Annotated in this window: 23 protein-coding genes; 19 read left to right on the top strand and 4 right to left on the bottom strand. The window is 49.6% G+C overall.

Annotated elements, in window-relative coordinates; all coding sequences use genetic code 11:
* Positions 1–146: 146 nt before the first annotated feature.
* Complete coding sequence (locus EBB_RS02975; protein WP_223146791.1) at positions 147–317, top strand: hypothetical protein; 171 nt, start codon at positions 147–149, stop codon at positions 315–317.
* Positions 318–361: 44 nt separating this feature from the next.
* Here EBB_RS02975 and EBB_RS02970 read toward each other — a convergent pair whose 3' ends face one another.
* Positions 362–529 (bottom strand): helix-turn-helix domain-containing protein, encoded by a 168-nt coding sequence (locus EBB_RS02970; RefSeq protein ID WP_192392396.1) that lies wholly within the window; start codon positions 527–529, stop codon positions 362–364.
* Positions 530–672: 143 nt separating this feature from the next.
* Here EBB_RS02970 and EBB_RS02965 point away from each other — a divergent pair, with 143 nt between their 5' ends.
* The 6 genes from EBB_RS02965 to EBB_RS02945 all read left to right on the top strand — a co-directional run bounded on the left by EBB_RS02965 (position 673) and on the right by EBB_RS02945 (position 6,701).
* A complete protein-coding gene (locus tag EBB_RS02965) occupies positions 673–1,065 on the top strand; it encodes a helix-turn-helix domain-containing protein (RefSeq protein WP_192392395.1) in 393 nt (130 codons plus the stop codon).
* Between the two features lie 166 nt (positions 1,066–1,231).
* Complete coding sequence (locus tag EBB_RS02960; protein ID WP_192392394.1) at positions 1,232–2,014, top strand: TnsA endonuclease N-terminal domain-containing protein; 783 nt, start codon at positions 1,232–1,234, stop codon at positions 2,012–2,014.
* A complete protein-coding gene (locus EBB_RS02955) occupies positions 1,938–3,611 on the top strand; it encodes a TnsB C-terminal domain-containing protein (RefSeq protein ID WP_225587218.1) in 1,674 nt (557 codons plus the stop codon). The genes EBB_RS02960 and EBB_RS02955 overlap by 77 nt, the downstream gene beginning before the upstream one ends.
* Positions 3,612–3,644: 33 nt before the next feature.
* A complete protein-coding gene (locus EBB_RS25760; protein ID WP_225587217.1) occupies positions 3,645–3,881 on the top strand; it encodes a hypothetical protein in 237 nt (78 codons plus the stop codon).
* Positions 3,874–4,848: a TniB family NTP-binding protein gene (locus EBB_RS02950; protein WP_192392393.1), complete on the top strand. Its 975-nt coding sequence runs from the start codon at positions 3,874–3,876 to the stop codon at positions 4,846–4,848. The genes EBB_RS25760 and EBB_RS02950 overlap by 8 nt, the downstream gene beginning before the upstream one ends.
* A complete protein-coding gene (locus EBB_RS02945) occupies positions 4,845–6,701 on the top strand; it encodes a TniQ family protein (protein WP_192392392.1) in 1,857 nt (618 codons plus the stop codon). The genes EBB_RS02950 and EBB_RS02945 overlap by 4 nt, the downstream gene beginning before the upstream one ends.
* A gap of 304 nt (positions 6,702–7,005) precedes the next feature.
* Here the strand turns inward: EBB_RS02945 and EBB_RS02940 are convergent, their stop codons facing one another.
* Positions 7,006–7,797 carry a nuclease-related domain-containing protein gene (locus EBB_RS02940; RefSeq protein WP_192392391.1) on the bottom strand — a complete coding sequence of 264 codons (792 nt, stop codon included), beginning with the start codon at positions 7,795–7,797 and terminating at the stop codon, positions 7,006–7,008.
* Between the two features lie 66 nt (positions 7,798–7,863).
* Here EBB_RS02940 and EBB_RS02935 point away from each other — a divergent pair, with 66 nt between their 5' ends.
* Positions 7,864–8,517: an SOS response-associated peptidase gene (locus EBB_RS02935; protein ID WP_192392390.1), complete on the top strand. Its 654-nt coding sequence runs from the start codon at positions 7,864–7,866 to the stop codon at positions 8,515–8,517.
* A gap of 110 nt (positions 8,518–8,627) precedes the next feature.
* Complete coding sequence (locus EBB_RS02930; protein WP_192392389.1) at positions 8,628–9,218, top strand: excalibur calcium-binding domain-containing protein; 591 nt, start codon at positions 8,628–8,630, stop codon at positions 9,216–9,218.
* A gap of 232 nt (positions 9,219–9,450) precedes the next feature.
* On the opposite strand, the gene EBB_RS02925 is transcribed toward EBB_RS02930, so the two are convergent.
* Positions 9,451–10,722: an IS256 family transposase gene (locus EBB_RS02925; protein WP_192392388.1), complete on the bottom strand. Its 1,272-nt coding sequence runs from the start codon at positions 10,720–10,722 to the stop codon at positions 9,451–9,453.
* Between the two features lie 627 nt (positions 10,723–11,349).
* On the opposite strand from EBB_RS02925, the gene EBB_RS02915 reads away from it, so the two are divergent.
* Positions 11,350–11,640: a nucleotidyltransferase family protein gene (locus tag EBB_RS02915; RefSeq protein WP_192392386.1), complete on the top strand. Its 291-nt coding sequence runs from the start codon at positions 11,350–11,352 to the stop codon at positions 11,638–11,640.
* Positions 11,641–11,941: 301 nt separating this feature from the next.
* On the opposite strand, the gene EBB_RS02910 is transcribed toward EBB_RS02915, so the two are convergent.
* Positions 11,942–12,841 (bottom strand): LysR family transcriptional regulator, encoded by a 900-nt coding sequence (locus EBB_RS02910; protein ID WP_192392385.1) that lies wholly within the window; start codon positions 12,839–12,841, stop codon positions 11,942–11,944.
* A 137-nt stretch (positions 12,842–12,978) separates the two neighbouring features.
* On the opposite strand from EBB_RS02910, the gene EBB_RS02905 reads away from it, so the two are divergent.
* From EBB_RS02905 to EBB_RS02865, 9 genes are all read left to right on the top strand, one after another.
* Positions 12,979–13,524 (top strand): carboxymuconolactone decarboxylase family protein, encoded by a 546-nt coding sequence (locus tag EBB_RS02905; protein WP_192392384.1) that lies wholly within the window; start codon positions 12,979–12,981, stop codon positions 13,522–13,524.
* 147 nt (positions 13,525–13,671) lie between these two features.
* The gene (locus tag EBB_RS02900; RefSeq protein WP_192392383.1) at positions 13,672–14,961 is read left to right on the top strand and encodes a pyridoxamine 5'-phosphate oxidase family protein; all 1,290 of its coding nucleotides are present in this window, start codon (positions 13,672–13,674) and stop codon (positions 14,959–14,961) included.
* 15 nt (positions 14,962–14,976) lie between these two features.
* On the top strand, positions 14,977–15,582 hold the full coding sequence (locus tag EBB_RS02895; protein WP_192392382.1) for a glutathione S-transferase family protein: 606 nt from the start codon (positions 14,977–14,979) through the stop codon (positions 15,580–15,582).
* A gap of 30 nt (positions 15,583–15,612) precedes the next feature.
* On the top strand, positions 15,613–16,086 hold the full coding sequence (locus EBB_RS02890; protein WP_192392381.1) for a nuclear transport factor 2 family protein: 474 nt from the start codon (positions 15,613–15,615) through the stop codon (positions 16,084–16,086).
* Positions 16,087–16,403: 317 nt separating this feature from the next.
* Positions 16,404–17,528 carry an inorganic phosphate transporter gene (locus EBB_RS02885; protein ID WP_192392380.1) on the top strand — a complete coding sequence of 375 codons (1,125 nt, stop codon included), beginning with the start codon at positions 16,404–16,406 and terminating at the stop codon, positions 17,526–17,528.
* Between the two features lie 19 nt (positions 17,529–17,547).
* Entirely contained in the window at positions 17,548–18,591 is a 1,044-nt protein-coding gene (locus EBB_RS02880; RefSeq protein ID WP_192392379.1) for a methyltransferase domain-containing protein, read from the top strand.
* A gap of 8 nt (positions 18,592–18,599) precedes the next feature.
* Positions 18,600–19,205, top strand: coding sequence for a sigma-70 family RNA polymerase sigma factor (locus tag EBB_RS02875; RefSeq protein ID WP_225587215.1), 606 nt, complete (start codon positions 18,600–18,602; stop codon positions 19,203–19,205).
* Complete coding sequence (locus EBB_RS02870) at positions 19,198–19,404, top strand: zf-HC2 domain-containing protein (protein WP_192392377.1); 207 nt, start codon at positions 19,198–19,200, stop codon at positions 19,402–19,404. Before EBB_RS02875 ends, EBB_RS02870 begins: the two co-directional genes overlap by 8 nt.
* Positions 19,405–19,524: 120 nt before the next feature.
* Entirely contained in the window at positions 19,525–20,043 is a 519-nt protein-coding gene (locus tag EBB_RS02865; protein WP_225587214.1) for a DUF2380 domain-containing protein, read from the top strand.
* The last annotated feature ends 79 nt before the right edge of the window (positions 20,044–20,122 follow it).

The following is a 20,122-nucleotide window of genomic DNA, read 5'->3' as shown; positions in this document are numbered from 1 at the left end:
TTTTATTGTTGAAACTGGGTTTTACTACCTAAGTAACAGCCTCTTAAGTGAAGAAAATTTTCCAGTAAGCCATTTCAAACCCAGCTCTACAACTGTAACGAAGGTTTGTCATCGCCGATACACCAATTATTATTGAACGCCTGCTGGTGGACATCGACGAAATCGTCCGGCTGGTGCGTTTTCCCGGTTGGCAAAATACCCTGGCCGGCGAGCGGGAGGTCAAAAAGGCGCTACGAAAATCCTTGTTCAAATACAAACTGCATGCCGGTGAGGAGCTGTTTGAGAAGGCGTATAGCTATATTCGGCAGTACTACTGAGAATTTTTCCTATCGAATCGGAGTTGAAATCTAAGGCCTCGCGTTTAATTGCTTTGAAACTTTAGCATTTCTGCTGGCGAGACCGATAACGCATCAGCTAATTTGCAAATATTCAGTAAGGCGATGTTTCTTTTTCCCCGCTCTACTCCGCCCAAATAACTTCGTGCCATGCCGCATTCCGGTGCGAGCTGTTCTTGAGACCAGCCACGCATTTTTCTGAGTTGGACCTTGTCCGGTAAAAAAGCTTACTTGTCAGGTAAAAATACTTGACAAATAATTTTTTTTGAAAAGTGAATTTGCAAATCAGAAAAAAATTCATTAACCTCGTCGCACGTTACTTGGATCAGGAAGCATTGTGACCCCATTCGGTCTCTTTTTAGAGAAAACCAGGCGAAGTCGCCAATTGCAACAAAAACAATTGGCTACAGATTTGGGTGTTCAGGCTTGTTACATCAGTTCACTGGAAAAAGGCCGAAAAGCACCGCCATCGAAACAAGTATTGGATAAGCTGATTATCGCTTTGGATTTGGACAAAGATGAGCAAGCTTCCTTATGGGACAGTGTAGAACAGTCCCAAAAGTCATTTCAATTACCGGATGGCATGATGCTTGTTGAATATCGGATGATCAACGAATTGCGGAAACAACTGGGAAGGTTAACCGAATTACAAGTTGCGATAATCTTGAATGTCCTCGCCCTAGGTACACCTACAAGTAAACAATCCAAAATAAGGAGAATCGATATGTAAAGTGCAGCACGGAACAAACCAGATGGCTTGCCCCGCACTGCAAGCGAAGTAGATACTCCGCCCTGGAAAGTTTAGTATCTCCCCGCTTACGGTTCTCGTCAAGCCTACCCTGGCACAACTTACCACCTACAGAAAACTTCATTACCGAACACGGTAAGGAATCGTTATGTCTATAAATTCGTATGGCGGGCGCAATAGCGCCGGCCAGGGTGCCGCGTTGCGCCTGAATATTACGCCACAACCCAAAGCCGAGCGGGCAAGAGAGCCCGTGACACGTTCTCGGGGACTGGTCCGTGGTCAACACTCATCGACCAAGATGAATCGCATGGTTGCGTGGGAATCACAACTGGAACAAAAAGCTTGTTACCACTTTGAGTTTTCCCCAGTGGTCAAGGCATTTAGGGAGCAGCCGCAAACCTTCTACCTACCAGCATCAAAGGGAATGTTCCGATATACGCCGGACTTTGAGCTGACCTTGCAGAACGGCGAAATTTGTTACGTTGAAGTAAAGCCGTTATCTAAGTTGTTCACGCTGAAAGTACTGGAGCGGCTACAGGTAGCCAACCAGTTTCTGGCCGAAAAAGGCTACCACTTCATCGTCTTGACCGAAGACGAATTGAATTTTCCCCATCGAATCCGGAATTTTTCAAATCTAAGACCGTATCTGCGTTTCCAGATTCCCCCTCATATTTCCGAACAAGCCAAGGCTTGGGTGGAACAGACAACTGATCCAACCTTGGAAGCTTTAAGTCGATTTTTGGGTTTCCGGTCTACGGCCTTTGCCCTTATTGCGCAATTGCATATCGGCTTTGACTTTGACCAACCGCTCGACAACACCAGCCCACTTTTTACCTCAGCTATTGGAGACCATCATGAAACTTGCTTCTTTACATACCGGACAGGACCTGATTTTAAACAATGTGCCGTACCGTCTAATCCGCATGCTTGAGGATGGTCAATGCCAGTTAGAGCGCAAAAGTGATTTGTCATTAGTCAGTTATATCAAAACCACGCTGCTAGGTTTTATCAGCTCTGGAGAACTGATATTAGGCGGTCAGCAGATCATAACAGCGACACCGGAAAGTAAGCAGCGGATTGAGCCGGACTTATCTTCATATCCTGAGTCGATACAGCAACAAGTCTATTATCGGCTGAAATACTTGAAAAAAGCCGATGAATTATTGGGAGAAGCAATCACATGTTCCGGTTTATCCAGAGTAATAACGTTAGTGTCTGATGAGAGTGGTGACTGCGCTCCTCCTTCAACAATCAGTCTATATCGCTGGCGGAAACGCTGGATAAAAGCAGATCGCTCGGTTACCGCTCTAGTGAAATATGCCAAGGGCCCAAAAAATAAACGCCAGATTGTTAAAGAGCTGGAGAATTTGGTTCAACAGCTCGTCGAAGAAATCTATCTAAAACCCGAAGGCAATAGTGTTAATGATGTCTATGAGGCATTGGCTCGTAAAATTAAGGCACTAAACGTCAATCGAAATACCCCGCTCGCTATTCCCAGCCGAGCAACCGTCTACCGTTACGTTGGCACCTATGATGAATACTTGGTCATGGCGGCTCGGAAAGGCAAGCAAGCGGCCGACAAACATTTCCGGGCAACGGGCAGAGGCCCGGAACCGAAATATATCTTGGAGCGGGCGGAAGTTGACCATACGCCCTTGGATTTATTGCTCATTGATGATCTGACCGGATTAACCATTGGTCGACCCACGGTGACATTCATTCTTGATCGCTATTCCAGGTTACCGTTGGGTTTTGAAATCGGCTTTGAGCCACCGTCAGAACTGGCCGTCATGCGTGCGCTACGGCATGCCATCCTGCCCAAAAACTATGTGGCCCAGCAGTATCCGGACGTTGAATGCCAATGGCTTGCATACGGCATCATGGTCACACTGGTCTGCGATAACGGTCTGGAATTCCATTCGGAGCAATTGAAACGCATGTGCGCTGAGTTGAATATCGAAATCATCTACTGCCCCAAAAAGCAGCCGCACTACAAAGGTGCCATCGAGCGATTCTTAGGGAAGTTTAATCGGCAACTGAGCCACAAAATTGCCGGAACCACGTTCTCTAATATTACCGAGCGCGGGGATTACGACGCCGAAAATTCTGCGAACATGACCCTGGCCGAGTTTAAAAAGCTGCTTCATGTCTGGGTCATTGATGTCTATAGCCAGGCCCGTCACAAAAGCTTGGGCATCACTCCGGCGCTGGCCTGGCAAGATGGTCTGAAAATCATCGAGCCTGTACTGCCGGAAAGCAAGGAAAAGCTGGACTTGATATTGGCTATTCAGAAAACCCGTAAGCTGAATCACGAAGGCGTGCAATTCAAAGGTCTGATGTACAACTCGGCGGAACTGGCGGTGTTGCGCAAACGCGGTGTTGGATCGGCCACCATCCGCATCAACCCGGAAGACCTGGGCGCCATTTGGGTGTTCGATGAACAACAAGGTGATTATTTCACCGTGCCCTGCACCTATCCGGAGTACGCCAATAATCTCACCCTGGCCCAGCATCTATTGATTCGGTAGCATGCCAACCAAACCAGTGCGGAGCGTGTGGATGTGAGTCTTTACCAGCGCGGTAAGGAAAAGCTGCGTCAGCTTATCGCGATGGCTAACACCAGCAAGAAACTCAGCCAGCGTAAAAAAGCGGCTCGCTACGATACCAAAGCACTGCAAGAAACGCCGTTCACATCCAACACATTGCCGGAAAAAATCAATAAACCCTCCGATGAGGATTATCAAGTGCTCGATATTCCTGACTTTGACGTGGATAGTAAGGAGGCTGATCATGATTGAACAGAACGAATTGAATCAGACCTGGGCCAACTTATCACGCCTGATCATTAAACATCCGGGCTTTAACCAAGCCTATCAAGCGCTGAGGAATGCCTACCTGTTTAATCAGCAAACCGGGCTATCCAAGAACTATTGGCTGGTCGGTCCTTCGGGGACTGGAAAAACCACGTTGATGGATATGTTGGTGAAAGAATTCCCGCCGGTAGAGACGGACGATCATCGTAGTATCCCGGTGTTAGCCATTAATATTCCCGCATTGCCCACCATCAAAAATCTCGCCGAAGAGATCTTGGTGTACCTGGGCGATCCACTGTTTCATCGAGGCTCGGCGATAGATAAAACCACTCGCATTCTGCATCTTATCAAGGTTTGTGACGTCAAACTGATTGTGTTCGACGAGATGCAGCATTTCATCGACCGAGGAAATAAGCGAGCGCCGGCCGAAGTCGCCGATTGGCTTAAGACCTTGATCGATAAAGCCCAGATTTCGACCGTGATCATGGGCTTGGAGCGCACCCAAATCATTCTCGATTCCAACGAACAGCTTCGCCGCCGCTTTAGTCGGCGAATCGACCTCAAACCTTTTGATCTCGAATGTCCTACCAGTCGCAGTCACTTTCTAGGCGTCATTAAAAAGATCGACGCCACGCTCGGCTTACCGAAGCCGCTGGACTTGCAGCAGGACGGGATTGCCCGGCAATTGCATTTCGCGACTAATGGCATCATGGACTATATGGTCAAGTTGATGCTGGGCGCTTATCAAATTGCAGTGAACCTAGAGTTGTCGGGCATCGACCACCATTGTTTGCAAGCAGCGTTCAGCGAATCGATTTGGGTGGAAGGCGTCGGCAAATTGAATCCCTTTCATACTGACTTTTTTGGTCAACGCTTCGACCAACGCGGCATGGTGTTTTACAAAGCGCCGGCTGTGGAGTTGGCAAAGGCGAGAAAAAAGGAGCGGCTATGAGCGATACCCAATTATCTCTGATTTGCCCGCCTCTTCGGACCAATTGCTATTTTGATGAAAACCCGATTAGTTACCTAACGCGATTGGCCGATAAGAATACTTATTCGTCGTACCGGTGGTTGTTGGAGGGCAAAGGCGGAAAAACTGTCGATTTTGAAAAATTGTATCAAGCCTGTTTTGACACTGAATGGACCGGGTTTGAAAGTACAGCCTACCATCTTAGTCAGATCTGCGCATTACCGAAAACCCATCTGAATTCCAAGTGGCTCCGTTATTGCCCAATTTGTTTACAGGAAGAGAACTACTGGCGAATTAGCTGGCAACTTAAAATATCGGTTGCCTGCATACAGCATCGAATATGGTTAAAGGACTTGTGCCCTCATTGCCAAAAGCCATACCGTTTTCATGGTCCGCGCAAGAATTCCAGCAAGTGTTTGGAATATCTTGCCAGAGCCGAAACCAAACCTGCGCCGATAGCGGTGATTCGGTTGCAACAGTTTTTGGAGACGGGTATGTTGACCGGCGACCATCCGTTCTTCGATACATCGCAGTGGTTGCCATTGGCTCGACGTTACGAATTATTGGTGTTCTTAATGAGTTGGCTGGCAATCGGGGAGGATTCGGCTAAACCTGGTCGCCAGACCTTCGAGCACATGGCTGACTTTAGCGTGAGGACAAAACAATGTGCTGATGCCTTGTTTTCCGACCAGAACGGATTTTGGCGGTACTTGCAAACGATACATCTTGCCCGAGCCAGTTTTATTGGCATTCAGCAAAAAAGGCTGGTGTATTTTTACCGACAATTTTTCAATGAATTTCCTGAACCGTTGTTTCAGCGGTTAAAGGAAATTGTCGAACAATACGCCACGGAAAATTTGATCCGCGACATCACGAAAAAGAATACCTTATTCAGCCCTGATGCCAAGAAAATGCAACGGTGGTATTCGTTTAGCCGGGCATGTAGGGAATACAATCTAGCGCCATCGGAGCTAAATCGAGCGATTATAGATAAACAAGTCGCTGTTCATCTTGAACAAACCAATACCGAGTACAGTATGTGCTCGGTTTATCGCCCTGACTTGGAGAAGATTCTGCCACATCTAAAGGGGCTTGTGACAGCGTACGAGGCTGCCAACATCCTGGGTGTGACCAAGGCGCAATTTCTACAATTGCAAAATAATGGCTGTTTTAAATTTGAAGTGGCTCCGCGTAGGGGCTACTGTACAACATGGCAATATTCCAAATTGGAACTAGAAACGTTGATGGAAACCATCAACAAAAGCGCAGCAACGCCTACGGAAGACTGCGTACTTCTGGCTCCAACCATGAAAAACCGCATCCAAGGGCGGATCGATCTGCCGTTCTTACAAGTTTTCAGAGGGATTGTCTCTGGGCAGATTATTGTTCGAAAACCCGATGCTAAGTCTCGAACATTTCGGGAATTCTGGTTAGACAAAGTGGAGTTTTGCAAATGGATAAAAGGGCTGCAACCTCAATCAAATGCTATGACGATTACTGACGTGGCAGAACTGTTTCGTATCAGCGAAGAATTTGCCTATCAGTTAGTCAATCGCGGCTATCTAATTCATAGCGTCGGCCCTCGAGGCACTAAGTTGGTATTTCCAGATCATATTCGGCGATTTAGGCGGGAATTCGTTATCTTATCCAAGCTCTCGGAAACATCTGAGATCGCTTCGAGTCGAATAATGAGCATACTTGAAGACGCCGAAATTTATCCCGTTGATCATGGCGATAGGAAAAAATTGCGACAGATACTGTATGCACGAGAAGATTTATTGAAATCCAGTTTCTTGTTTCGCTACGTACAACATTTACCGGAAACTCGCCTATAACTGGCGAGTTAGATGCACTCCAGAGAATGAAGGTGCTGATGCAGATTCAGCTTGCGCAAGGTTGGTTACCGGCAGATGAGTAATAGATTGGTGATTGCCTTGTAGGAAATCAATTAAAAAATATTAGTGATTCCTAAAGTACGCAGACCGGTTCCTAATGTACGTATTCTTCGGCATTTACGGCCGAAAAAGACCATGATCACACTCAAAAACGCGTGTAACGCGTACATTAGGAACCACAATGTTAAAGTCTGAGATCGAGCAAAAAGTGTCATAGATAAAATCCGCCTGATCAAATCTAACGTTAAACAGCTTTCACAGCCCTGCATCTAGGATACGCGCTGCAGCCCCAAAACTGATTGCCTTGGTTGTCTCCGGTTTTAGCTGTTCTTAGGATCATTGGTTTTCCGCATTTGGGACAAGCGTTTTCAGATTGCTGCTGCTTTTGCTCTACGATGGTCTTAACATGCTTGACGTGCTCTATATGAGTTTTGATAGAAGGCTTCAGACGACCCGCTTGGATTTTGCGGCAAACCTCCGCAACTTCGTTTTCGGTCAATAAGCGTTGTTGCTTGCTCTTGATAAAGCGAATGTAACCACCGGCATACACGACATTCTCCGGCATCGGGGTTTTAAATTCACTATCACCAACAAACACCACTAGCGAAAATAGTTTGCTAGGTTCAATCTCCAATGCCGATTGCAGCGTTTGCGTGTGCTTATAGTTTTGATGTAAGGGATTTTGGAACTGGTTTTTGTGCTTGTAGATTTGTTGCGTCCACATCTTCTGCTGCGCATTGCCAAAGATCCAGCCTTTCAGATTCTTGGTTTCAATGACGAAAATGCCATAAGGCGATACGATGACATGATCTACTTGCGTCGTACCGTCTTCGGTGGGTAGCGTGACGTTTTTGAACAAGCGATAGATGGTTTTATCCAAAAACAACGTTGCCGCCAAATTGACCAGGGCTTCTCCGATCACACCTTTCATGAACGGTGTTTTCAAGAAACCGATGACGATCAACAAGACAAACAGCCACCCATAGCTTGCTATCATGGGCGCAAACGCTTGTAACAAAATTTGGTTAATATCCATTTAATGAGTCCAATGGTGGGTTTAATCGGTATGGGTCTTACGAACTACAGGTAAGGAATTGTCGGTATGTGCGGTCGCTACAACCTCACGGCAGCCCCGGAAAGCATAGCTGAACATTTTGAGTTGCCACGTTTACCGCGCTTTAACCCCAGCTACAACATTACCCCTGCGCAAAAAATCCTGTGCATCGTTGAGCTAGACGACCAATCATTAAAATCGGTAAACCTGTTTTGGGGCTTAGTGCCGTCATGGTCTAAGGACAATAAAAATAGCCATCACCTGATCAACGCACGAGCGGAAACCATCAGAGAAAAAACCAGTTTTCGCACTGCCTTTCATAAGCGCCGCTGCCTGATTGTCGCAAACGGATTTTATGAGTGGCAAAAATTAGAACACGGCAAACAAGCCTTTCATATCCATCATAAAGACAATCAGTTATTTGCCTTTGCTGGACTCTGGGAACATTGGGAGCACGATGCGCAAACGCTCTATTCCTGCACCATCATCACGACCGCAGCAACACAACTGATGCAACCGATTCATGAGCGTATGCCGGTTATCATACCTATAGACCATTATCGGGATTGGCTGAATAAATCAGCAGGGGAAGATGACTTATTTCAACTACTGGATAATCATGCGTACGCTGATATGACTACAACACCGATCAGCGGCTATGTGAATAATCCAAGGCATGATGACGAGCGGTGCTTAATTTAGTGTGGCTATGCGTTTGCGAAGGGGTGCTTGATTTGATGGAGAGTTAGTGATTTGTAATTGGCAGGCATTTGACTAGGCTAGTTAACCCTATCATGTTAAATAACTAGGCTATGGAAACCGAAAAAGGCCAACTGGTTCGTTGGATAGACGATAAAGGATTTGGATTCATAAAACCCGAGTCTGGCGGAGCCGATATTTTTATCCATATATCGGCGTTAAAAACTATGAGTCGTCCGCCTTTAGTCGGGGACATTATTTTTTACGAAACCAGCCTTGACGATAAAGGCAAGCTACGCGCGATCAACGCAAAAATCGAAGGTGTAGCTCAGGTTCTGACAGTTGCACCGATAGACAGAAAGCGAAAAACACAGCCATCAAGTTTTCCGCAACAAAGGCCTCACAGAGACTACAACACCTATAGACCACCGTATAAGAAATCTGGATATCGATTTATTCCGGTGCTGCTGGTAGTTGCTGTGGTTTCGATCCTCAGCAAGTTTGGTAATCAAAATGTATCTAGTGGTCAGCCAGTATTACCAATAGCTGAACCACCAAAACCGACTCAGATTTTTCAGTGTCGTGGCAAGGTATATTGCTCTGAAATGACCTCGTATGAAGAAGCTGAATTTTATCTACAAAATTGCCCTGGTACGAAGATGGATGGTGACAATGACGGCATTCCTTGCGAACAACAGTTCTAGCCCATAGCAAGCCACGCAATTCGCATATTTGTCGCTAAAGGAGGGGATAAGGTTGAAGAAGCTCATAGGTGGAATTGTTTGTGTCTTCGTTCTATCGGGATGCGCAACGTTCAAAAGCTTAAACGCCGAGGTGCCCTTGTATGAGCGTGTTTTTGTCTTCAGCGGAACCAGGCTAAATTGGGCAGCGTTAGAAAACGAGAAATAGTCAAATCTGGTGTATAGGCAAATTGAATCAGGCGGCGATCTGCTGATTTTCTGCGGCTTTATCCGACTCAGTAATGACAGCAATGCCATCCTGAAATCGAATGCCGTTGATCACATCCGGTAGTTGTTTAAATCCGCGTATCTTGCGCCAACTTTTTTCGGCGGTCAGTGCCAACTGGAACACTAGGCCTAGCAGCGAATGCCGTGACACGCAGTTCTTGGTCCGCGTTGTCCGATGGCGAATGGTCGCAAAGCTCGATTCGATCGGATTGGTGGTGCGGATGTGTACCCAGTGTTCAGCGGGAAAATCGTAAAACGCCAGTAACGATTCACGGTCTTTTTCCAGAATATTGACCGCTTTGGGGTATTTGGCCTCAAAGTCACGCCGGAAGCTGTCAAAGGCTTTGCTGGCATGGTCTTTGGTTTCTGCCAGCCAGATATTTTTCAAGCCAGCCTTGGCTTTAGCCTGAATCGAATCCGGTAATGCAGCCAGCACATTCGCCGTTTTATGCACCCAGCAGCGTTGCGTCCGTGTCTGCGGCCAGGTTTCATTCACCGCCGCCCAGAAACCCAGAGCCCCATCGCCGGTGGCCAGTTTCGGCGCGTCCTGTAAACCGCGAGTCTGCAAATCTTGCAACACGCTCAGCCAGGATGCCTTGGATTCTCGATAGCCATCCGAGAGCGCCAAAAGCCGCTTTTCACCGTGCTCATTGACACCAATGATCACCAACAGACACAAGCGGTCATCTTCGCCGCGCAGGGTCGAATAAATACCGTCGGCCCACACATACACATAGCGCTGATTCGACAAATCCCGCCGATGCCAGGCTTGATAATCCTCGGCCCATTGCGCTTTCAAACGACTGACCACCGCTGGCGACAAGCCTTTCGCCTCTGTGCCCAGCAGGACCGACAAGGCGTCCTGCATGTCACCCGTCGATATACCGCGCAAATACAGCCAGGGCAATGCCGCTTCCACCCGCTTGGCCTTGCGAACATACGGCGGCACTAGCGACGAGTTGAACTTGACCCCGCCGCCAGAACGATCTCGAACCTTGGGGATTTTGACCGTCACGTTACCCACACCCGTCACGATTTCCCGCTCCGGCAAATAGCCATTACACACCACCGTTTGTCGGCCCCGTAAATCGGTCACCTTGGCATATTCGCCCAGAAACGCTTGTAACTCCGACTCAACGGCCTGTTGGATCAAGGCCTTAGCGCCCATCTTCAACAAATCTGTCAAAGGGTCGTTGAGCGCACTAGCGCTATCCCACTCTTTTGCATTATCTTTACTCATGGCGTCTCTCATTTTGCTGGTATTCGATCTCGACAATCTCATTTCAGCAGAGGGCGCCACCTTTCTTCAAGTCCGGCTGTACACCAGATTTAGTTATAACTCTTAGAAAACGATGATGTGACTATCCGAAAGTTCAAGGCTGAACCCCCGAGCTATCCGTTGGTTGACCTACCATTCAGTTTTGCTTTGGATTCTCTGTTTTTACCGTTCGCAATTAGTGCGGAGATTTTTCACTGAAGGCAATTTTTAAAGCTCGTAGCCTTAGTGGGAATCATTCGAGCGATGGTTTTGCCACGATCAGTATGACAATTTCTTCGCCTTGCTGCGCTTGTCTAAGCCAATCCGGTAAGAGCTGACGTAGCTTGGTGGCATAAATCGAGTTCATCACTACTCCTTAGGTTTTCGATCATGGAATGTAATATTTCCTAATCTTCGAGTAATTGGCGCCACAGAAAGCTACCTGGCTGAGCTGATTTTTCAATTCATCCCTGTATGGGACTGGAATTTCCAATGAAATTTTTTCATTTTCTAAGACCACTTTACAATGGGCTGCGACATTGAAGATGAGCAACCCATTTGAATTGAATGACCCAGCGATGTGGCGTTTTGCATGACAAAGATATACTAGTGAGACCATCAGAAGCGCTGGAATTGCATCGCATCGAGATACGCCGTTTGGTTGAAAGCTTTCGCGCGACCAATCCACGCGTTTTTGGCTCGGTATTACATGGAACTGACCGCAACGACAGTGATCTCGATTTATTGGTCGATACCTTGGACGGTACGACTTTATTTGATCTTGGCGGCCTGCAGGTCGAATTGCAAGACTTACTTACTGTAAGAGTCGATCTTGTGACTCCTGGCGACCTTCCGCCCAAATGGCGCCATCAGATACTATCCGAAGCCCAACCGATATAACATTTTGATTATGTCGTAGATGAATGTTGGTTTCGGTATCTAGCGAATTGGTCCTATCGACCCTTAGCTGTCTGACGCTCTTCACCTAGTTGAATGTCTCAAGATTTTCCTAAAGCTGACATTCTGGAAATTTTGCAAATGGCTAATTAGTCCTGGCGGTATTGCCACCGCCGATTAAACTCACAAAGTCTGGCTACAAGCCCAGCTTCTCATTAAAGCCGATTTAGTGAATGATCAAGCCCACTAAAGTGATCATCTTGTTTTACCTCTCCGGTATCGCTAACAGCAATAATTCAGTTGCTTAATTCAGCGACAACTCGGCACGTAAACGGATAGCCATCAAATCGACGAACGAACGAATTTTCGCCGACGAGTGGCGGCCCTCGCGGTGCAGAATATGCACGGGAACCGGCGGGCTTTCGTATTCACCCAGGACAATTTGCAATTGGCCAGTTCGCAACGGTTCGGCAATTTGATAGTTCAGCAGGCGAGTGATGCCCAGTCCGGCCATGGCCGCGCTGGCGGCGGAGTCGTTGTCGCTGACGCTCAAAAGCGGTTGCAATTTGACCGTCTGCGCCTGTCCGTCGTATTGAAAGCGCATGTCATTGTTCGGATTCAGACCACGCGCCAGAATGATGTGATGTTGGGTTAAATCATCGGGTATCTGCGGGATACCGTGTTCGGCCAGATAATCCGGCGATGCGCACAGCACCCTCCTGACCGAACCCACCCGCAACGCCCGGTAAGACGAATCGGGCAAATCGCCGATACGGATCGCTACGTCAATGCCTTCTTCCAGCATATTGACGATGCGGTCGACAAACAGAGCATTGACTTCCACCACCGGATAGCGGCGTAAATACTCGACAATGCCCGGCATGATGAACAAGCGCCCAAACAATACCGAGGCGGTCACCGTGAGTTGGCCACGCGGTTCGGCGTTGATGCCCAACGCCGCGTCATCGGCTTCATCAGCCAAGGCAATGATACGTTTGGCATCCTCGTAATACTTCTGACCGGCCTCGGTCATGCGCACATAGCGGGTGGTACGGTTCAGCAACTTAACCCCCAAGCGTTCTTCCAATGCCGCTACTGCCCGCGTCACGGCGGGCGGCGACATGTGTAATTTGCGCGCTCCGCCAGCAAAGCCTTCGGCTTCGACCACCGCTACATAAACGCTCATCAAATGTAATCTGTCCATTTTTAATTCCACTTATAGGAATAGTTAATTGAATATTTTAGGCATTCTTTATTATTTCGCAATAGATCACACTGTACCCGCCTGTTGAATTTCCTTCAGGCCTACGAAAACCCCTTTCATTATTTTGGAGAACACTCATGAGCCGTATTACTAGCGTCAGCAACGAAACCGCCAATATAGAACAACGCGCCCTGTTCGAAGCCATCCAGGGTCAATTGGGTATGGTGCCCAATTTTCTGCGGGTATTCGCCCACTCGCCGGATGCCTTGAAAGCCTTCCTCGGCTTGCACCACATCGCCAATCATGGCTCGCTGGATGCCAGCACCCGCGAACGCATCGCGCTGGCCTTGGCGCAGCAGAATCAATGTGAATACTGCCTGTCCGCCCATACCGCTATCGGCCGCAAAGCCGGTTTGAATGGCTCGGAAATCGAAGCCAACCGCGCCGGCACCAGCCAGGACGCCAAAGCAGCGGTGGCGGTCAAGTTCGCCCGCGCCCTGGTCGAGCATAAGGGTGAGGTGACCAATACCGAGTTGCAAGCCATGCGCGATGCCGGTTTCAGTGAGGCCGACATCGTCGAGGTGATTACTCACGTCGGCATGAACATCATGACCAACATCCTGGGCAAAGCCAGCCGGGTCGACATCGACTTCCCGAAAGTGGCGTTAAAACTAGCCGCCTAAACCCTAACCGGGCAAAGCGCAGGGATTGCGTTTGGCCCGGTTTATTCCGCTGAATGGAATACGGTATTGCAAATTATGGCTATTCATCACGACTAGTGATTGTGCCAGAGTAGCCCTAAACATTTCACCCCGTCCGGAGTAAAGACCATGGCCCGTGCATTTGCCAAGATCAGCTTCACACCCGATGTCCAAATGGTGCAGACCGAAATGGGCAGCCGAACGGCTTACCGGTCAGCCGAACTCGGCGATACCGAAACAGTGGCGCTTACGGAGTTCGAACAAGCCTTCATCGCCGAGCGCGACAGCTTTTATCAAGCCACCGTCAGCCAGACCGGTTGGCCTTATGTACAGCATCGCGGTGGCCCGGCGGGATTTCTGAAAATATTGGATGAACAAACCATCGGCTATGCCGATTTCAGCGGCAACCGCCAATACCTTTCGGTGGGCAATTTGCGCGGCGACGACCGGGTCAGCTTGCTGTTAATGGACTATCCGGGACGGCAGCGCCTGAAAATCTGGGGACGGGCGCGGGTGGTGGACGAACGTAGAGAACCGGAATTGCTGTCTCAACTTGAGCTGGCCGACTTTCGCGCCCCGGTCGAGCGCGGTATCGTCATTCGCGTCGAAGCTTTCGACTGGAATTGCCCGAAATACATCACGCCACGCTACAGCCAACGCGAAGTCGAAACGCTCTTGGAGCAAACTCGATCTCAACAACAAATCAATCCGGTAGCACCGCAAGCCCCCATCGTTTTGGGAAATGGCGTGTTGCCCTTGACCATAAGCGGAATTCGCCAGTTGACGCCACAGATTCGCGCTTACGAATTGCGCCATGTCGATGGTGAGTCGTTGCCCGCTTACCAAGCCGGCGCACATCTGCGTGTGCCGATAGCGCTGCCCGACGGTACGATCACCAGTCGGGCCTATTCGCTGACGGCTGTAGCGGGTGACCAGGATTGCTACCGTATCGCGGTGTTGCGGGTAGAGGATGGCGAAGGCGGCTCGTCGGCATTGCACGATGGCTGGCAGATCGGCACCCGCCTCAACATCGACACGCCGGACAATTATTTTCCATTGCACCACGACGAAAGTCCGGCGCTGTTGATCGCCGGCGGCATCGGCATCACGCCCATCAAAGCCATGGCCGAAACCTTGGCCGCGCGCGGTACGGCATTTCAACTGCATTACACCGGCCGCACGCCGCAAGACATGGCTTTTAGCAAAGATTTGCAACGCCGGTTTCCCGATCAATGCCGGTTTTATTTCAGCCAAGCACAAAGTCCGACCCGATTGGACGTACCGGACATACTCAGTAACGCAGCGTCCGATACCGTCATCTATGTCTGCGGCCCAAGCCGTTTGATCGACAGCGTGCGCCAAACCGCCCGCCAGCTCGGCATTACCGACGACCGGGTGCAATTCGAAAGCTTTAATTAACCGAAGGAGTCCAACATGATTACCCTCTACGATATGTCGTTATCCGGCAACTGCCACAAAGTGCGCTTATTGCTCGGTTTGCTGGTCTTGCCCTATCAAATCCAAGCCGTGGATTTACGCGGCGGCGAGCAACGCAGCCCGGAGCATTTGCAACGCAATCCCTTCGGCCAAGTGCCGGTACTGGATGACGAGGGGCTGATCATCCGCGACAGCCAGGCCATTTTGGTGTATCTGGCCAAACGCTATGGTGGCGAAAAATGGTGGCCGGACGATGCCTATCAGCTCGCGCAGATTGCCGCCTGGCTATCGACCGCCGCCAATGAAGTTGCCAACGGTCCTGCCAAACTGCGGGTACACCACAAATTCGGCAGCCCTATCGATACGGCAGCCGCCGGGCACACCGCCGACAAGGTGCTGGGCATTATCGACCGCCATCTGCAAAACCAAGACTGGCTGGTCGGTGATTCGGTATCCATCGCCGACATTGCCGTCTATCCCTATTTGGCGTTGGCTCCGGAAGGCGGTTTGGACATTGAGACTTACAGCAACACCCTCGCCTGGTTCCAACGCCTTCGTGCCTTGCCCGGTTACGTGGCCATGCCCGGCATGTGGCAAGCGTAAATCGATTCCTTTTCATCACGGAGAAATAGCATGACCCAAGAAATCAAAGCCCCCGTTCCACCCTTTACCGCTGAAACCGCCGCGCAAAAAGTGCGCATGGCCGAAGACGCCTGGAACTCGCGCGACCCGGACCGCGTGGCTCTGGTTTATACCGAAGACACCCTCTGGCGTAATCGCGCCGAATTTCCACAAGGCCGCGAACAAGTCCGCCAGTTTTTGCAACGCAAATGGGCCAGGGAACTGGATTACCGCTTGATCAAGGAATTGTGGGCGTTTACCGACCACCGCATTGCCGTACGCTTTGCCTACGAATGGCGCGACGATTCCGGCCAGTGGTTCCGCAGCTACGGCAACGAGAACTGGGAATTCAACCCGCAAGGTTTCATGCAACGGCGCTTTGCCAGCATCAACGACTTGCCGATCAAAGAAGAGCAGCGTTTGTTCCACTGGTCGCTGGGACGTCGTCCCGACGATCATGCCAGTTTGAGCGATTTGGGGTTGTAAACAGCAGATTGGCATCCCTTGAAAATCCTGACGAGATTGCTTTCGGCATGCATAACAAGAATGCTCGTGGGTGAAACCAAGATTTAACGTGCTTAGGGCATTGAAATCGGACAGTTAGGCATTTTTAACAGTGGCTCTGTAACGCCGTCATTGGCTAGGTCTAGCCAATTTCGGAAAAACAACCCATCATGCAACTTACGATGTTGCTTAACATCAGGGCATATTATCGATTTCCCGAATACAGAATATTTTATGTAAGGTTTGATCCTCTCCTAACGACTTAGAACAAATAGTCGACCCAATCCAGGATATTTTTCATGCTCACCAGCATATTATTTATCAGCGTTTGCTTTCTGGCCTATGCCAACGGCGCCAATGACAACTTCAAGGGTGTGGCGAGTTTGTTCGGCAGCGACACCGCCAATTTTCGTCAGGCATTGACCTGGGCGTCGTTGACAACCTTGGCCGGTTCGATTACAGCATTGTTTTTAGCTCAGACTTTGCTGGTCAAGTTTTCCGGTAAAGGCTTGGCGCCGGACGAATTGATACACACGTTACCGTTCATGATTGCCGTCGCAGGTGGTGCTGGAATGACAGTGATTCTAGCGACGCGTTACGGCTTTCCGATTTCCACGACCCATGCTTTATTAGGCGCCATGGCGGGTAGCACACTATTAGCGACATCCGGCAATATCAGTCTGGCACCGTTGCTGAGCAACTTCGTGCTGCCATTACTATTGAGTCCGTTTGTGGCGTTATTGTTCGCCGGCTTATTGTATCGAGGTCTGAGTAGTTGGCGTAACCGTAGCCAACTCACTAACAACCTCTGTTTATGCATTGAAAATCCGGAAAGTCTGGCGCTGGCCAGTAACGCCCATATGACCCTGGCAATCGATTCGGCAATCGTTCCATCTTTAAGCCTTGATAGTAAAGAGGCTTGCGTCGAGCGACAATCTAGCCTAGCTTTGGGCTTTAATCTGGAGCGTCTGCGTGACGGCCTGCATTTTTGCAGCGCCGGTGCGGTTTGTTTTGCGCGCGGCCTGAACGACACACCGAAAATTGCCGCCTTGTTATTGCTGGCCCCCGGTTTTGATTTGCATTGGATCATTATCCTGGTTGCGACGGCGATGATGTTGGGTGGGGTGTTCAATGCACGGCGGGTAGCGGAAACCATGAGTCATAAAATCACCACCATCACGCATGAACAAGGTTTATCGGCTAATCTGGTTACGGCACTGTTAGTCATTTTTGCCAGCAAGCTTGGCATGCCGGTTTCCACTACCCATGTTTCGGTGGGTTCATTATTCGGTATTGGTTTAGTCAGCGGCAGGGCCAATTCAGGCGTGATCACGTCGATTGCCTTATCCTGGTTGCTGACCTTGCCGTGTGCGGCTATCTGTTCTGCCGCAATCTCATACTACCTAAACGCCTATCTTCAATAATAAAAATACGAGCGCTCTCATGACCACCACCCTCGAAATCAGCGAATCCGTCCAGCACTATTACGGGCAGGTGCTGCAATCCAGCAGCGACCTGAAAACCAGCGCCTGTTGCAGCATCGATGCTATGCCGACTTATTTAAAAGCGCTGCTGGCCGGCTTGCATCCGGAAGTGCTGGAACGCTTTTACGGCTGCGGCTCGCCGTTGCCGCCAGCCTTGGAAGGTAAGACCGTGCTGGATTTGGGCTGCGGAAGCGGCCGGGATTGTTATTTACTGTCGAAACTGGTCGGACCGAAAGGCCGGGTGATCGGCGTCGATATGACCCCAGAACAGCTGGAAGTCGCCATGCGTCATCGCGACTGGCATGCCGAACAGTTTGGCTTTGCCAATGTGGAGTTTCTGCTCGGCCATATTGAAAATTTGCACACCGTGGGTATTGCCGATAACAGCATCGATGTCGTAGTTTCCAATTGCGTGATCAACCTCTCGCCGGAAAAGCCCAAGGTGCTCGCGGAAATATTTCGAGTGCTGAAACCAGGCGGTGAGCTGTATTTTTCCGATGTATTTGCCGATCGTCGTATCCCGGCTGAACTGCGCCAGGATCCGGTGTTGCTAGGCGAGTGTTTGGGCGGCGCTTTGTACTGGGAAGACTTCCGACGTATTTTGCAGAATTTGGGCTGCCCCGATGTTCGTAAGGTCAAGCAAAATGCTATCAGCATTGACGATCCCGAGGTGTTCGCCAAAATCGGCATGGTCAAATTCGATTCGGTCACGGTGCGCGCATTCAAAATGCCTTTGGAGGACCGTTGCGAAGACTTCGGCCAAGTCGCCGTCTATTTGGGCACTGTTGACCAACATCCGCACAGCTTCGATCTGGACGATCATCATCATTTCGAAACCGGCCGGCCGTTAAGGGTCTGCGGCAATACCGCCGATATGCTGGCGAGCAGCCGATATAGTGCTCACTTTCAAGTAATGGGCGATAAATCCCGACATTTCGGGTTGTTCGATTGCACGCCCGGACCTGACCATGAAGGTGGAAAATCCGATAGCCCATGTTGCTGAGCGCCGAGATGAACCCACCCGATCAATTGAACGAAGCCTTGCTGGCCGAGCATCGCCCCGTGCTGTTTCGCTATGCATTGCTGCAACTCAAAGATAGCGAACTGGCCGACGACGCGGTGCAGGAAACGTTATTGGCCGCTTGGCAAGCGTCCGCGAATTTCGAAGGCAGGGCCGGCTTGCGGACCTGGCTGATCGGCATTCTGAAGCACAAGATCGCCGATCACTGGCGGCGCAGTGCGCGTGAAGTCGTCACCGCCGAGTTCGATCAAATCGATAACGATGAGGACGAATCCGATGAAGATGCGTTTTTCATGAGCAATGGCCATTGGAACGGCGGCCCCAGCACCTGGAACGATCCCGAAGCGGCATTCAAGCAGCAGGAATTTTGGACCATTTACGAAACCTGCCATAACAATCTACCCGCCAAAATGGCCCAGGTGTTCATGCTTAGGGAATTGGTCGGCCTGGACACCGACGAAGTCTGCCAGGAAGCGGGCATCAGCGACGCCAATTACTGGGTCACCATGCACCGCGCCCGCTTGCGATTGCGGGAGTGCCTGGAAATTCGCTGGTTCAATCAACCGAAAACAAAAAAGGAGAACAACCATGCGTAGTTGTCGCGATATTACTGCCCTGGTGTCTCAGGGCTTGGACAAGAAACTTAGCTTGGGCGAACGCCTGGCGATAGGCTTGCATGTGATGATGTGTTCCAGCTGCCGTAACTTCCAGAGCCAATCCCAATTTATCCGTCGAGCAGCAAAAGGCTATATCAAAAATTTGCATCATCAGCCGGATAACAAAACCGAAACATAACAACCATTGAAGTTACTCATGTTTTACCGATAATGTCCGATTGTGCTCAAATCTTGCTAACGAGTTGTAGCCATTAAAATTAGAGTAGAGCCCCCCCACATGACTATTGAGTAACTGTTTATGAGACAAAATCTTATTGTTTTTCTGTCTTTTGGCTTAATGAGTATTAATTTACAGGCGGCTCCAAGCCTTGCCGTACTTGAGTTTGAGTTAAAAGATTTAACATTGAAGCCCGGTGTCCCAGCGGAAATCAAGCGCACCACCTCCATAAAACCATTGCTAGAAGGTGAATTGCGATCTGCCGGGTATCAGATCGTCAATATTCCTTTACCCGCACAACAAGAAGCCGATAGTGGAGTGGGTTATCTGTTTGATCATGCCGATGTCGCGGCCCAGTTAGGTAAAAAATTTGATGCCGACTATGTGCTAGTAGGAAGATTGCACAAACCAAGTTTTTTGTTTGCTTACCTAATGGGGAATTTAGTACGAGTTAAAGACGCTCAGCTAGTGGGCAAATTCATTTCAGAATCGAAAGGGCCTAATGCTGAATTGACGATAAAAGCAGTTGAAAGCTTGACAGTCAAGATTGATAACATTCTCGACCATCGCTATACACCGCCTCCGCCAGTTAAACACTAAACCAACTCCCCGTTTCGAAAGCGACAGACCCTTGCGAGTTTACGGCAACGGGCTAGCGGTCAGCCGTTAAGGTACCTCC

Source organism: Methylomonas fluvii (genome assembly GCF_014850975.1).
GTDB lineage: Bacteria > Pseudomonadota > Gammaproteobacteria > Methylococcales > Methylomonadaceae > Methylomonas > Methylomonas fluvii.
Note: the sequence above shows the minus strand (reverse complement) of the source record. Positions and strands in the feature narration are given on the sequence as shown.